The sequence below is a fragment of the Streptomyces sp. NPDC054842 genome (genome assembly GCF_053611025.1).
This window is the reverse complement of the sequence record NZ_JBSGZN010000037.1, coordinates 1-13,333: the sequence shown is the minus strand read 5'-3', so window position 1 is coordinate 13,333 and position 13,333 is coordinate 1. Positions and strand designations below refer to the sequence as shown.

The following is a 13,333-nucleotide window of genomic DNA, read 5'->3' as shown; positions in this document are numbered from 1 at the left end:
GGTCCGGGCCGCATCCACGGTACCCGGCCATCGTGTCCGTCCGGTACTGTCCCGGGCCTTCCGGATTCGTGTACACGGCGGGTTCGCCGGGATGTCCTCCGTTGGTCGCGGTACCGGGCGGGCCGCGTGCCGTCCGTGCGGGCCGCGGACGGTCGCCGTCAGTCGCCGTCCGCCGAGCCGAGGACCAGGGTGAGCGGCTTCTCGGTGCCGTCGCGTTCCAGCGTCAGCTCCAGGCGGTCGCCGGGACGGTGGGCGCGGATCCTGACGATGAGTTCCTCGCCGGAGTGGACGGGCTTGCCGTCGACCTCGGTGATGACGTCGCCCGCCCGGATGCCGGCCCGGTCGCCGGGGCCGCCGGGGGTGACCGGGGCGCCGCCGCCGTCGGCCTTGGTGCCGACCCGGGCGCCGTCGCCGCCGTAGTCCATGTCGAGGGTGACGCCGATGACCGGATGCGTCGCCCTGCCAGTGTTGATCAGTTCCTCGGCGACGCGCTTGCCCTGGTTGATCGGGATGGCGAAGCCGAGCCCGATCGAACCGGACTGGCCGCCCTCCAGGTCGGTGCTGCTGTCGGCGGACCTGATGGCGCTGTTGATGCCGACGACGCGGCCCTGCGAGTCGAGGAGGGGACCACCGGAGTTGCCGGGGTTGATGGGCGCGTCGGTCTGCAGGGCGTCCACGTACGAGACGTCGCTGCTGTCGCCCTTCTCGCCGCCCGCGGTGATCGGGCGCTCCTTGGCGCTGATGATCCCGGAGGTGACGGTGTTGGGGAGGTCGAAGGGCGCTCCGATGGCGACGACGGCGTCACCGACCCGCACGTTGTCGGAGTTGCCGAGCGGCAGGGGCTTGAGCCCGCTGACCGAGCTGACCTTGACGACGGCGAGGTCGTAGCCGCTGTCCCGTCCGACGACCTCGGCGGTGGCGCTCTCGCCCCCGCTGAAGGTCACGGATATCTCCCCGCCCTTCCCGGCGGGCTCGACCACGTGGTTGTTGGTGAGGATGTGGCCCGCGCCGTCCAGCACGAATCCGGTGCCGGTGCCCTGGGCCTCCGAGCCGCTCACGTGCAGCGTGACGACGCTGGGCAGCGCACCGGCGGCGATCCCGGCGACGGTGCCCGGCGCCCGGCCGTTCGGCTCCTTGCCGGCCTGCGGCAGCTCGACGTCCACCATCCCGCCGTTACGCTCCAGGTAGGCGCCCACGAGGCCGCCGACGCCGCCGGACAGCAGCGCGATGAGGAGGGCGCCGCCGATCAGGATCCGTTTCGCCTTCCTGCGGCGCTGGGCCCGTGACGGGACGGCCGCCCCGTTCAGTTGGAGCGGCGCGGTCGCGGCCCAGGGATCGTAGTTCCGCCAGGGCCCGGCCCCCTCGCCTCCGTCCACGGCGGGTGCGGAAACGGTCCCCTGCGGGACGGCGGGATGCGGCACGCCTTGAGCGGGGGCGGTCCCCTGCGGGACGGCGAGGTGCGGCACGCCTTGAGCGGGGGCAGTTCCTTGAGCGGGGGCAGTTCCTTGAGCGGGGGCAGTCCCCTGCGGGACGGCGAGGTGCGGTGCCCCCTGGGCGACCGGCGGTGCGGGCTGGGTCGCCGCGGGCGGTACGGCAGCCCCCGGCGGTACGGCGAGCGGGGTCGCCGCGGTGCGCGGGTGCTGGACCGGCGGGGCGGGCGCCCAGGGGCCGGGCTCGCCGTAGGGCGGGGTGCTGTAGGGGTCGGGTGCGTGCAGCGGCCGGGGACGCTCGGCAGGAACGCCCACGGCGGGTACGGCCGCGTCGGCGGGCGGAGCCGCGTGAGACGCGTCCGCCGAGGCATGCGGTGCCGCGTGAGACGCGTCCGCCGAGGCATGCGGTGCCGCGTGGGGAGCCTCCGCCGAGACGTCCGGTGCCGCGTGAGACGCCTCCGCCGAGACGTCCGGTGCCGCGTGAGATGCCTCCGCCGAGACGTCCGGTGCCGCGTGGAGCGCCTCCGTAGAGGCGGGCGGGGAAACGGGGTCCGGCGCCGACGCGGGCGCGGCCTGCGACGCCTGGGCGGACACGTCGGCCACCTGCGCGGACGTCCCGGGGCCCGCCCCGGGACGCGCCAGCTCGAAATCGCCGTCAGCACCGGCATCGGATGCCGGGACAGCAGCGCCCGCCGTACCGCTGTGAGCCTCCGTCCCGCCCACGGAGACGGGACGGCTCAGCTCGAAGTCGCCACCGGAGTCGGATTCGGTACCGGACGCCGGGACAGCATCGGTCGGCTCGGCGTCACCGCCGTCACCGGCACCGGTCGCGGGGGCGGGGGTGGGACCGCTCAACTCGAAGTCGCCACCGGCGTCGGATTCGGTACCGGACGCCGGGACAGCATCGGTCGGCTCGGCGTCACCGCCGTCACCGGCACCGGTCGCGGGGGCGGGACCACTCAACTCGAAGTCGCCACCGCAGTCGGCGCCGGAGCCCGCGCCGGACGCCGGGACGGCACCGCTCCGCTCCGAGTCGCCACCCGTGTCGGCCGCTCTGGGCAGGGGGCGTTCCAGTTCGAAGTCACCGTCGTCGTGGGCGGTCCCGGTCCCGGGGCGGGTTTCCGCGGCCCCCTCCGGGTCGGAGGGCACCGTCGCGGCGGCCTCCGGCGGGGCCGGGCTCACCGCCCGGTCCGTGACCGGGTCGCTCTCCGCACCGTCCGGCCGGGGCCTGCTCCACCACTTCGTCTTCGCGGGCTTCCCCTGGTCCATGCTCTCCCCACACCCGGCCCGCGGCACGACGGCACCGGCGGTCACCGCAGATTGTCGACTCCGCGCCCGGATCCCTCCCACGGCGCGGCCCACCCCGGATTCAACCAGGTTCCCGGACCGCCGCGCAGAGATCGGCAGGCCCCGGTGTCCGCCTGGCCGATCGGGTCCGTCCCAGTGGGCCGGTCTCGCCGTCCCGGGGCCGGGGCGTCGGGCGGGCGCCTGCCGGGGGCGAGGGCGTCGGGCGGGCGCCTGCCGGGGTGTCAGGGCGCCGGGCACGGGACATCGTGCGCGTGCGCGGCCACACCCCGGTCAGCGCGTACGTGCCCCGATCCGCACGGCCTCACCCGGCGTTGGCGCACGCGCCCGGATCCGCGCGAGTGCGGGAGGAGTACGAACACGCGCGCGGGGCAGACGGGAGCAGTCGGGTGGGCTCTACGGGGTGCGGGAAGAGGACGGAGAGGGAGTGGGGGACGCGGTCTGCGGCGGGGCGGTCAGCAGGCCCGGTCTCACGACGTCCCAGTCCGCCGACCAGATGGCCGGCTCGACGGTCTGGGCGGTGGCGAGCGGACGTATCAGCGGGGACATGGCGGCGGCACCGGCCACGATGGGCGTGGTCAGCGTGTGCATGGCCTCCTGCCCCGGGGACGGAGTGGGGACTCCGGGCAGCAGGGGCGCGGACAGCGAGGCCGGTATGACGGGGCCGTCACCCGGCGTCCGCTGGCCTTGGGCGAGCATCGGGCCGACGGACCGACGGCGCTGGGAGTCGGGAGTCGTCGCCCCGCCGCCGCCCTGGGTACGCAGCGGTGTGACGTTGCTCCCGGAGCCGGAACCGCCGCGGGCGTCCGTGGTGTCGCCGGGCACGCCCGTGGACACCCCGCCGAGCGCGACGGCGGCGAGTGACACCGCGCCCGCCGCGGCGAACGCGAACCGCAGTCCGCGCGAGGCCGGGCGGTCGGTCTCGTGCCGGCCGACGTCGTGGATGCGGAAGCCGCGTCCGGAGGACGGGGGGAGCACGTCGGCGTGCGGCCGGGCGGGCACGTAGCCGAAGGACTCACCCGTCACTCCGAAGACCCCGGCGACGCCTGAGTGCCGGTCGGAGCCGGGAAGTCTTCCGAAGAACGCGCCGCCGCCGGGCGGTGAGCCGCCGTCGTCCGGGTCGCCTCCTCCGGGAAGCCCTTGCAGCCGGGCCAGGAAACTCTCGGAGGGGGGTGGTGGTGCGACTTCCGCGAACACGTTCTTCAGGCGGCGCTGGGCGTCCGCCTCGGCCTTGCACTTCGCACAGGTGGCGAGGTGGGCCAGGACGCGCTCGCGCGAATCATGACCGAGTTCTCCGTCCACGAGGGCGGAGAGCCGGTCTCCCAGGTGCTGGTCTGCCACGCGCCGTTCGGCGGGGTCGGGCCGGGTTCCACTCACGCGGTCGCGCCCCCTCCTCCCAGCGCGGGGACTCCCGTGACTGCGAAGCCGCGGCGCTCGGCGCGGGCTTCCGGAGAGCGGTGTGCGAGGGCCTTGCGCAGCTGGGAGCGGCCGCGGTGGATGCGGCTGCGGACCGTGCCGAGCTTGACGCCCAGGGTCGCGGCGATCTCCTCGTACGAGAGGCCCTCGATGTCGCAGAGGACGACGGCGGCGCGGAACTCGGGCGCGAGGGTGTCCAGCGCCTGCTGGACGTCGGCGTCGAAGTGCGCGTCGTTGAAGACCTGTTGGGGCGAGGGCTCGCGGCTGGGGAGGCGCTCGGCCGCGTCGTCGCCGAGGGCGTCGAAGCGGATGCGCTGCTTGCGGCGCACCATGTCCAGGAAGAGGTTCGTGGTGATGCGGTGCAGCCAGCCCTCGAAGGTGCCGGGCGTGTACGTCGACAGTGAGCGGAAGACGCGGACGAAGACCTCCTGCGTGAGGTCCTCGGCGTCGTGCTGATTGCCCGTCAGGCGGTAGGCGAGCCGGTAGACCCGGCCGCTGTGCGTGCTGACGATCTCCTCCCAGGTGGGCGGAGTCCACGCCTGCGTGTCCGCGTCGGTGGCGAAAGTCGCGGTCTGCGCGGAGTCAGCGGTGTGGAAACGGTCAGCGGTGTCAATCACGGATTTCGGCTCACCCGCCGACCTGAGAAAGCGCCGCAGCACTCCTCCCCGATCCACAGGCGCTGCCGCACCTCCCCTGTCGGCTCTGGTGGTGTCCAGTGGAGCCCCTACCATAGCCACCTCGCCCGTTAGCTCCGGATAAGCGGTTTTACGAGAAATTGATGCGGCCTTCTGCGGCTGCGTCAGCACTTGCTCGGTGTCCCGATCCATCAGCGTCCCCCCACTGCCTTCCCCACTCTCCTAAACGCCTGGTCCCATCTGCGGGTTCCCGACGGCAACGGATACAGTCACGGCCAGGCAACTACGGGGACAGGAGAGGGTCATTACCGGCAACCGGCAGACGAGCTGGGCGTTCGCCGACGCCTTTGTCGCCGAGGAAGAGGCGCTGCGCTGGGCCCGGGAGCGGGCCCGGGAAGCAGGGCTGCGCTCGGTGTCGCCCGGCACGGGTGCCGCGCTGCGGTTGCTCGCCGCCACCGTGGACGCGAAAGCGGTGGCGGAGATCGGTACCGGCACCGGAGTCTCCGGGATTCATCTCCTGCACGGCATGCGGCCGGACGGGGTACTGACCACCGTGGACCCGGAGCCGGAGCGCCAGCAGTTCGCCCGCCAGGCCTTCCGGGCCGCCGGTTTCGCCAGCAACCGCGCCCGTTTCATCCCGGGCCGCGCCCTGGAGGTCCTGCCCCGGCTCGCGGACAGCGGATACGACCTCGTCTTCTGCGACGGCGACCGTCTGGAGTGCCTGGACTATCTCGCTGAATCGTTGCGCCTGTTGCGGCCCGGCGGGCTCGTGGTCTTCGAAGGCGTCTTCGCGGACGGCCGCACGGTGGACTCGGGACCGCAGCCCGCGGAGGTCGGGCGGCTGCGGGAACTGCTGCGCGCGGTGCGCGAGAGCCAGGAGCTGGTGCCCTCGCTGCTCCCGGTGGGCGACGGGCTGCTCTGCGCCGTCAAGCGCTGACCCGGGACCCGCTTCACGGCGCTGACCAGGCTGAACATCACATGCGGAGCTGCGGGCGACGTCGCCGCCACCCGCGAAAAAACAGTGTCCCGGCACCGCGTACGGTGCCGGGACAGCTGTAAAGATAGGGTCGCGTTCCGCGTCAGCCGACGACCTTCTTGAGGGCGTCGCCAAGCGCGTCGGCCTCGTCAGGGGTCAGCTCGACGACGAGCCGACCGCCGCCTTCGAGCGGAACGCGCATGACGATGCCCCGCCCCTCCTTGGTCACCTCGAGCGGGCCATCGCCCGTCCGCGGCTTCATGGCCGCCATGCTCGTTCCCCTTCCTGAAACCAGCTCATCGTCGCCGACGGCCCCTTAGGAGGGCACGCACGTCCCCTCATAGGACACACGTCACCGGCATCGAACACATTGCTTCCAGGCCATTATCCCGCATCTCAGGACCCGATGACCAACATCAGTCGGCATCGCTTGCGCAACGCGCTTGAGCAAAACCACTCAATTCGGCGATGTGACTGCGATACTGCGCCGCCGCACGGACTTTCCCGCGGCGTATTTCTTTGACGCAGGTCACATGTCGGGCTCGCACCACCGTCGGCGATCTCCGCCATGCTGTCCTCGGAAGCAGTGCGTACCGACCGGTACGACGGAGCCGCGAACACCGGAGGGGACCCCACCATGGCCGACACCGTGCTCTACGAGGTGAGCGACGGACTCGCGACGATCACGCTGAACCGCCCCGAGGCGATGAACGCGATGAACACCGAGGCCAAGGTCGCCTTCCGGGACGCCGCGCAGGCCGCCGCCGCGGACGACTCCGTACGGGCCGTGCTGCTGACCGCCGCCGGGAACCGTGCGTTCTGCGTGGGCCAGGACCTCAAGGAGCACGTGGGCGGGCTGCTCGCGGCGCGCGAGTCCGGCGCCGGCGACGGGGTCATGAGCACGGTGCACGAGCACTACAACCCGATCGTGCGGGCGCTGACCGGTGCGGCGAAGCCGGTGGTGGCGGCGGTGAACGGCGTCGCGGCCGGTGCGGGCTTCGGTTTCGCGCTCGCCGCGGACTACCGGATCGTCGCGGACACGGCGGCCTTCAACACCAGCTTCGCCGGGGTCGCCCTGACCGCCGACTCGGGCATCTCGTGGACGCTGCCGCGGGTCGTGGGTGCCAGCCGCGCCGCCGACCTGCTGCTCTTCCCGCGCAACGTCTCCGCGCAGGAGGCCTACGAGCTGGGCATCGCCAACCGGATCGTGCCCGCCGCCGAGCTGGCCGCCGAGGCCGTGAAGCTGGCCCGCACGCTCGCCGAGGGCCCGACGCTCGCGTACGCGGCCCTCAAGGAGTCCCTCGCGTACGCCCTCTCCCACTCCCTGGACGAGTCCCTGGAGAAGGAGGACGAGCTCCAGTCCCGGGCGGGCGCGTCCGAGGACCACACGATCGCCGTGAAGGCGTTCCTCGCCAAGGAGACGCCGAAGTACCTGGGCCGCTAGGCCCGCGCTCCCGGGGCGGCTCAGCGGCCCCGGGACGCGCAGTCGGCGAGGTGGTCGTCGACCAGGCCGCACGCCTGCATCAGGGCGTACGCCGTCGTCGGCCCCACGAACCGGATGCCCCGCTTCTTGAGCGCCTTGGACAGCGCGGTCGACTCGGGGGTGACGGCGGGGACGTCCGCGAGCGTGCGCGGCGCGGGGCGGGACGCCGGGTCGGGAGCGAAGGACCAGATCAGCTCGTCCAGCTCGCCCGGCGCCCAGTCGGCCAGCACGCGCGCGTTGGCGAGCGTCGCCTCGATCTTGGCGCGGTTGCGGATGATGCCGGGGTCGGCGAGGAGGCGCTCGGCGTCCGCCTCCGTGAAGGCCGCCACCTCGGCGATCTCGAAGCCGGCGAAGGCGGCGCGGAAGCCGGGGCGCCGCCGCAGGATGGTGATCCACGACAGGCCCGACTGGAAGGCCTCCAGGCACAGCCGCTCGTACAGGGCGTCGTCGCCGTGCACCGGGCGGCCCCACTCCTCGTCGTGGTAGGCCACGTACTCCTCGGTCGACAGCGCCCAGGGGCAGCGCGGCGTCCCGTCGGTGCCGGGGAGGGCGGCGCTCAACGGTCCTCCTCGGGGTGTTTGCGCAGCGACGTGGCGGCGGAGGCGCGGGCGCCGGCGAGCGCGGACTCCAGGTCGGCGATCCGGGCGTCCCGCTCGGCGATCTCGGCGCCGAGGCGGCCGAGGGCGTCGTCGACGTCGGCCATGCGGTAGCCGCGGACGGCGACCGGGAAGCGCAGCAGGTCCACGTCGGCGCGGTTCACCGGGCGGTGCGGCGGGAGGGGGTCCTCCAGCCGCTCGGGTGCGGCGTCGGTCAGGGGGCCGCTCTCGCCGCCGCCCACCACGGCCAGGGTGACCGCGGCGACCACGACGGCGAGCGCGACGACCAGGAACAAGAACATGAACATCGCTGAGGTCCCCACGCTCTGGTGCCGACGCGGGGCGCGCCGACGTGGAAAGTATCGGAAGTGTCAGGGTCCGATCGTGCCATGCGACTCCGACAGCTAGGGTCGCAGGCGGTCGATCAGCGGAAACCACGAGTACACGAGGACACGAGGAGAGGTCTCAGGGGATGCTCAGGCTGGGCAGGCGTGAATTCGGCGCGCACGAGCCGGTGATCATGGCGATCGTGAACCGGACCCCGGACTCCTTCTACGACCAGGGGGCCACGTTCCTGGACGAGCCGGCGCTCGCCCGCGTCGAGCAGGCGGTGGCCGAGGGTGCCGCCATCGTGGACATCGGCGGGGTCAAGGCCGGACCGGGCGAGGAGGTCACGGCCGAGGAGGAGGCCCGCCGGACGGTCGGTTTCGTCGCCGAGGTGCGGCGCCGGTTCCCGGACGTGGTGATCAGCGTGGACACCTGGCGGCACGAGGTCGGGGAGGCGGTCTGCGAGGCGGGCGCCGATCTGCTCAACGACGCCTGGGGCGGGGTCGATCCGCGGCTGGCGGAGGTGGCCGCGCGGTACGGGGCGGGGCTCGTGTGCACGCACGCGGGCGGTTCGGAGCCGCGGACGCGTCCGCACCGGACGACGTACGCGGACGTCATGGACGACATCCTGCGGGTGACCGTGGGGCTGGCCGAGCGCGCGGTGGCGCTGGGGGTGCCGCGGGAGTCGGTGCTGATCGACCCGGGGCACGACTTCGGGAAGAACACCCGGCACAGCCTGGAGGCGACCCGGCGGCTGGGCGAGATGGTGGACACGGGCTGGCCCGTGCTCGTCTCGCTGTCCAACAAGGACTTCGTCGGGGAGACCCTCGACAAGCCGGTCAAGGAGCGGGTGGTGGGGACGCTGGCCACGACCGCGGTGTCGGCGTGGCTGGGCGCGCAGGTGTACCGCGTCCACGAGGTCGCGGAGACCCGGCAGGTGCTCGACATGGTGGCGTCGATCGCCGGCCACCGGCCGCCGGCCGTGGCCCGCCGGGGCCTGGCCTAGGGCGGCTGCCCGGCCGAGGGGCCGGGTGCCGGTCCGGGGCCGCACGGAGGCGCTGGGCCCCGGGTGCCGGTCCGGGGCCGCAGTGGGGCCTGGTGCCCAGAAGCGCCGGTCGGGGGCGGCGGAGGGGCGTTGAGCGCCGGGTGCCGGGCCGGGGCCGACGGGGAGGGGCGTGGCCCACGCCTCCCAGCGCTGCCCGGCCCAGTCCCGTCCGGCGGCCCCCGTCCGTGTGCCGCGCCGTCCCGCGCTAGCGGCCCGCCTCCTTGGAGACCAGGGCCACCGCCTCGTCCACGTCGTCCGTGAGGTGGAACAGGAGCAGGTCCTTCTCGCTGGCCTTGCCCTGGGCGATCAGGGTGTTCTTGAGCCAGTCGACGAGGCCGCCCCAGTACTCCGTGCCGAAGAGGACGATGGGGAACTGCGTGACCTTCTGGGTCTGGACGAGGGTGAGCGCCTCGAACAGCTCGTCCAGGGTGCCGAGTCCGCCGGGAAGGACCACGAATCCCTGGGCGTACTTCACGAACATCATCTTCCGCACGAAGAAGTAGCGGAAGTTCAGGCCGATGTCGACGTACTTGTTGAGCCCCTGCTCGAAGGGCAGCTCGATGCCGAGTCCGACGGAGATGCCCTTGGCCTCGCAGGCACCCTTGTTGGCGGCCTCCATGGCGCCGGGCCCGCCGCCGGTGATGACGGCGAAGCCCGCCTCGACCAGGCCGCGGCCGAGCTCCACGCCCGCCGCGTACTCCGGGGAGTCCACCGGGGTGCGGGCCGAGCCGAACACGCTGATCGCGGCCGGAAGTTCGGCCAGCGTGCCGAAGCCCTCGATGAACTCCGACTGGATGCGCAGGACCCGCCAGGGGTCGGTGTGCACCCAGTCGGACGGGGCGCGCCCGTCGAGGAGCCGCTGGTCGGTGGTACTCGCCTGCACCTGGTCCCGCCTGCGCAGCACCGGTCCCAGCCGCTGCTCCTCCGGTGGCCGCTTCTTGCCCTCGGGGTTGCCGGTAGCCATGTCCGCTCCCTCCGCTTGCGGTAGTTCCACCCCAGCGTAGATCTACGCGGGTTACGGAGGGGGGACCTGGGCATGTCCGCCGTGAACCGCCGTGGCGGCGGCCGGGGCTGTCAGGCCGTCAGCCAGGCGCGCAGCCGCTCCTCGGCCTCGGGGATCAGGGAGGCGGTGACCCGCTCGTCGACCTTGTGGGCCAGCAGGGGTTCGCCGGGTCCGTAGTTCACGGCGGGCACCCCGAGCGCGCTGAAGCGGGCGACGTCGGTCCAGCCGAACTTGGGACGGGCCTCGCCGCCGACGGACGCCAGGAAGGCGGCGGCGGCCGGGTGGGTCAGCCCGGGGCGGGCACCCCCGGTGTGGTCGTCGACGACGAACTCGTCGACCCCGCAGTCGGCGAAGTAGTCGCGCACGAACGCCTCCGCCTCCGCCTCGGTGCGGTCCGGGGCGTACCGGAAGTTGACGACGACCGTGCAGGCGTCGGGGATCACGTTCGTGGCGACACCGCCCTCGATGCGCACGGCGTTGAGGCCCTCGTGGAACCGCAGGCCGTCCACGACGGGCCGGCGCGGTTCGTACGCGGCCAGCCTGGCCAGGGCCGGGGCCGCCGCGTGGATCGCGTTGGAGCCCATCCACGCGCGCGCGGAGTGCGCCCGCTCCCCCGTGAACCTGAGCAGCATCCGCAGGGTGCCCTGGCAGCCGCCCTCCACCTGGCCGTCCGTCGGCTCCAGCAGGATCGCGAAGTCGCCCGTCAGCCAGTCGGGGTGCGCCTCCGCCACGTGCTTGAGGCCGTTGAGGTGCGCGGCGACCTCCTCGTTGTCGTAGAAGACGAAGGTGAGGTCGCGGTTGGGCTCGGGGACGGTGGCCGCGATGCGCAGCTGCACCGCCACGCCCGACTTCATGTCGCAGGTGCCGCAGCCCCACAGGACGCCGTCCTCGTCGAGCCGGGACGGCACGTTGCCCGCGATGGGGACGGTGTCGATGTGACCGGCCAGGACGACCCGCTCGGCGCGGCCCAGGTTCGTCCGGGCCACCACGTTGTTGCCGTACCGGTCGACCGTCAGGTGCGGCAGGGCGCGCAGCGCGGCCTCGACGGCGTCCGCGAGCGGCTTCTCGCTGCCGCTCTCCGAGGGGAAGTCGACGAGCCGCGCGGTGAGCTCGGCGGCGTCCAGCGTGAGGTCAAGCGGGGTATCGGCCATGCGGCCGAGCCTAACGCGCCGCCCGCGGCCCCACGGTCCACAGGGCCATCGCCCGTCACAGCGGCCTCCAGTACCTTGTACGACGTGCCAGAGCCGTCCCCCACCTCCTCCCGGCGCGGCCGCCTCCTCCGGTTCGGGGCGGCCGTGGCCGTGCTGCTCGCGCTCGCGGGCTATCTCGTCGTGCAGTACGTGACCGGCGGCACGGGTGCGCCCCGCTGCAAGGTCGTCTCGGGGAAGGGGGACGGCGCCTCGTACGAGTTCACCCCCGAGCAGGCGGTGAACGCGGCGACGATCACCGCGGTCGGCACCACGCGCGGCATGCCGGAGCGGGCGGTCACGATCGCCCTCGCGACGGCCCTCCAGGAGTCGGGCCTGCGCAACATCCGGCACGGCGACCGGGACTCCCTCGGCCTGTTCCAGCAGCGGCCCTCGCAGGGCTGGGGCACGCGGAAGCAGATCATGGACCCGACGTACTCGGCGGGCGAGTTCTACCGGCATCTGGCCAAGGTGCCGGGTTACTCGCGGCTGCCGCTGACGGTCGCCGCGCAGCGGGTGCAGCGCAGCGGTTATCCGCAGGCGTACGCGAAGCACGAGCCGGACGCCACACTGCTGGCGGCGGCCCTGACCGGGCGCGCGGCGGCCACGCTGACCTGCGAGGGGCGGCCCGGCGCGACCCGCACGGGGGGCCCGGACGCCGTACGGGCCGCGCTCGTGCGCGACTTCGGGCGCGACGTGCTCCAGGTGGCCGGCGCCGAGGTGGACACCGGGGCGGACGCCGGGTCCGGCCGGGTGTCGCCCTCCGCGGCGGCCTCGCCCTCGCCGGGGGCGGGCACCGCGGTGACCGTGCCCGTGCCGGAGGGGACGGCGGCCGAAGGCAGCCGTCGGCAGCGCGGCTGGGAACTCGCCCACTGGGCCGTCGCCAACTCGTCCGCGCTGCACATCGCGCACGTCTCGTACGCGGGCCGCGAGTGGTCGGCCGGGCGGTCCGAAGGGGAATGGAACGCGGGCGGGAACGCGGGCTCGCGGAGTTCCGCGAAGTCGGCGTACGAGGTCCGGATCGTCACTGGTCAGTAGTACGGGCGCTCACCCGTTGGGGGGACCGGACCCGAGTCGGACGCGGTGTCGGCACACGTTTTTGCGCGGTCACCCCGAAATCCGCCAAAACCCTTGAGAACAAAGGGCGGTAAGGATTCAGCAGACTTTCCGACCGGGCGGCCTTTGCCCGTTTTTATCCGCAGCCGATAATGCGACGCATTGCCAACTCTTTACGTTGGGCCACCGCAACCTTCGCGGACTTCGAGCGGTAGTCACTGCGTCCGGTGCCCGGGACGATCACAGCCGTTCGGTCGACAGCCAGTCGGTCAGCCACCGGGACACGTCGGACACACCACTGTTCTTCTCCCGTCTAAGGAGCATCATGTCCCTCCCCCTGACCCGCCGGATCGCCCGTGTCGCGCTGCTCATCGCAGCGGGGGCGGCGCCCGTGGTCGGTGCGGCCGGCTCCGCCAGCGCGGCGGCCGAACTGCCGGCCACCCCGAACCTCGGCGGGCTGACCGCCCTGGACGGCGCGCAGGCCGGCAACACCGTGGACAGTGCGGCGCAGAAGACCACCGACCTGGCCGGCGACGCCGGCGCCAAGGCCGTCAAGAAGGCCGTGCCCGCCGCGGGCAAGACCGGCGGCAAGGTCGCCAAGACCGCCACCCCCGCCGCCCAGAAGACGGCCGGGGACGCGGCCGGCTCCGCCGGCGGGCTGCTCGGCGACACCGCCAAGGCGACGGGCGGCGGCCTGCCGACGGACTCCGTCACCAAGGGCGGCCTGCCCACCCAGGGGCTGCCGACCCAAGGCCTGCCGCTCGGCTGACACCGGCACGGTACGGCGACGGGGCCCGGGGAACGACCCGGGCCCCCGCCCCCGGGGGGCGGGGGGGACCGGCGCGCCGGCCCGGCCGCCCCCCGCCCCCGCCCA

At 73.5% G+C, this 13,333-nt stretch carries 13 protein-coding genes; 5 read left to right on the top strand and 8 right to left on the bottom strand.

All coding sequences use genetic code 11. The features are described from left to right. Positions 1–158 precede the first annotated feature (158 nt). The 3 genes from ACWGIS_RS25990 to sigE form a co-directional block, all read right to left on the bottom strand. Complete coding sequence (locus tag ACWGIS_RS25990) at positions 159–2,024, bottom strand: trypsin-like peptidase domain-containing protein (RefSeq protein WP_453364901.1); 1,866 nt, start codon at positions 2,022–2,024, stop codon at positions 159–161. A 1,107-nt stretch (positions 2,025–3,131) separates the two neighbouring features. Beyond that, complete coding sequence (locus tag ACWGIS_RS25985) at positions 3,132–4,112, bottom strand: anti-sigma factor family protein (RefSeq protein WP_453364851.1); 981 nt, start codon at positions 4,110–4,112, stop codon at positions 3,132–3,134. Continuing rightward, positions 4,109–4,810: an RNA polymerase sigma factor SigE gene (sigE, locus tag ACWGIS_RS25980; RefSeq protein ID WP_453364900.1), complete on the bottom strand. Its 702-nt coding sequence runs from the start codon at positions 4,808–4,810 to the stop codon at positions 4,109–4,111. The genes ACWGIS_RS25985 and sigE overlap by 4 nt, the downstream gene beginning before the upstream one ends. A gap of 214 nt (positions 4,811–5,024) precedes the next feature. Here sigE and ACWGIS_RS25975 point away from each other — a divergent pair, with 214 nt between their 5' ends. Continuing rightward, the gene (locus ACWGIS_RS25975; RefSeq protein ID WP_453364899.1) at positions 5,025–5,723 is read left to right on the top strand and encodes an O-methyltransferase; all 699 of its coding nucleotides are present in this window, start codon (positions 5,025–5,027) and stop codon (positions 5,721–5,723) included. Between the two features lie 142 nt (positions 5,724–5,865). Here the strand turns inward: ACWGIS_RS25975 and ACWGIS_RS25970 are convergent, their stop codons facing one another. Beyond that, the gene (locus ACWGIS_RS25970) at positions 5,866–6,033 is read right to left on the bottom strand and encodes a DUF3117 domain-containing protein (protein ID WP_003966491.1); all 168 of its coding nucleotides are present in this window, start codon (positions 6,031–6,033) and stop codon (positions 5,866–5,868) included. Positions 6,034–6,399: 366 nt separating this feature from the next. On the opposite strand from ACWGIS_RS25970, the gene chcB reads away from it, so the two are divergent. Continuing rightward, positions 6,400–7,206 carry a 2-cyclohexenylcarbonyl CoA isomerase gene (chcB, locus tag ACWGIS_RS25965; protein ID WP_453364850.1) on the top strand — a complete coding sequence of 269 codons (807 nt, stop codon included), beginning with the start codon at positions 6,400–6,402 and terminating at the stop codon, positions 7,204–7,206. Positions 7,207–7,226: 20 nt separating this feature from the next. Here chcB and ACWGIS_RS25960 read toward each other — a convergent pair whose 3' ends face one another. Together ACWGIS_RS25960 and ACWGIS_RS25955 are read right to left on the bottom strand one after the other, a co-directional pair. Beyond that, entirely contained in the window at positions 7,227–7,805 is a 579-nt protein-coding gene (locus tag ACWGIS_RS25960) for a DNA-3-methyladenine glycosylase I (RefSeq protein ID WP_453364849.1), read from the bottom strand. Further along, positions 7,802–8,149, bottom strand: a complete 348-nt coding sequence (locus ACWGIS_RS25955) for a DivIVA domain-containing protein (protein ID WP_453364848.1) — start codon at positions 8,147–8,149, stop codon at positions 7,802–7,804. Before ACWGIS_RS25955 ends, ACWGIS_RS25960 begins: the two co-directional genes overlap by 4 nt. Before the next feature lie 164 nt (positions 8,150–8,313). On the opposite strand from ACWGIS_RS25955, the gene folP reads away from it, so the two are divergent. Continuing rightward, the gene (gene folP / locus ACWGIS_RS25950) at positions 8,314–9,174 is read left to right on the top strand and encodes a dihydropteroate synthase (protein ID WP_453364847.1); all 861 of its coding nucleotides are present in this window, start codon (positions 8,314–8,316) and stop codon (positions 9,172–9,174) included. Between the two features lie 244 nt (positions 9,175–9,418). On the opposite strand, the gene ACWGIS_RS25945 is transcribed toward folP, so the two are convergent. Together ACWGIS_RS25945 and dapE are read right to left on the bottom strand one after the other, a co-directional pair. Continuing rightward, the gene (locus ACWGIS_RS25945) at positions 9,419–10,177 is read right to left on the bottom strand and encodes an LOG family protein (protein WP_453364846.1); all 759 of its coding nucleotides are present in this window, start codon (positions 10,175–10,177) and stop codon (positions 9,419–9,421) included. A 110-nt stretch (positions 10,178–10,287) separates the two neighbouring features. Further along, positions 10,288–11,367, bottom strand: a complete 1,080-nt coding sequence (gene dapE, locus ACWGIS_RS25940) for a succinyl-diaminopimelate desuccinylase (protein WP_453364845.1) — start codon at positions 11,365–11,367, stop codon at positions 10,288–10,290. Between the two features lie 84 nt (positions 11,368–11,451). Here dapE and ACWGIS_RS25935 point away from each other — a divergent pair, with 84 nt between their 5' ends. Together ACWGIS_RS25935 and ACWGIS_RS25930 are read left to right on the top strand one after the other, a co-directional pair. Beyond that, positions 11,452–12,441 (top strand): heavy metal transporter, encoded by a 990-nt coding sequence (locus ACWGIS_RS25935; RefSeq protein WP_453364844.1) that lies wholly within the window; start codon positions 11,452–11,454, stop codon positions 12,439–12,441. A 343-nt stretch (positions 12,442–12,784) separates the two neighbouring features. After that, on the top strand, positions 12,785–13,228 hold the full coding sequence (locus tag ACWGIS_RS25930) for an ATP-binding protein (protein ID WP_453364843.1): 444 nt from the start codon (positions 12,785–12,787) through the stop codon (positions 13,226–13,228). Positions 13,229–13,333: the final 105 nt, after the last annotated feature.

Coding starts and splice junctions, on each gene's coding strand:
- ACWGIS_RS25970 (WP_003966491.1), bottom strand. CDS start 6,033: ATGGCGGCCATGAAGCCGCGGACGGGCGATGGCCCGCTCGAGGTGACC.
- chcB (WP_453364850.1), top strand. CDS start 6,400: ATGGCCGACACCGTGCTCTACGAGGTGAGCGACGGACTCGCGACGATC.
- ACWGIS_RS25955 (WP_453364848.1), bottom strand. CDS start 8,149: ATGTTCATGTTCTTGTTCCTGGTCGTCGCGCTCGCCGTCGTGGTCGCC.
- folP (WP_453364847.1), top strand. CDS start 8,314: ATGCTCAGGCTGGGCAGGCGTGAATTCGGCGCGCACGAGCCGGTGATC.
- ACWGIS_RS25945 (WP_453364846.1), bottom strand. CDS start 10,177: ATGGCTACCGGCAACCCCGAGGGCAAGAAGCGGCCACCGGAGGAGCAG.
- dapE (WP_453364845.1), bottom strand. CDS start 11,367: ATGGCCGATACCCCGCTTGACCTCACGCTGGACGCCGCCGAGCTCACC.
- ACWGIS_RS25930 (WP_453364843.1), top strand. CDS start 12,785: ATGTCCCTCCCCCTGACCCGCCGGATCGCCCGTGTCGCGCTGCTCATC.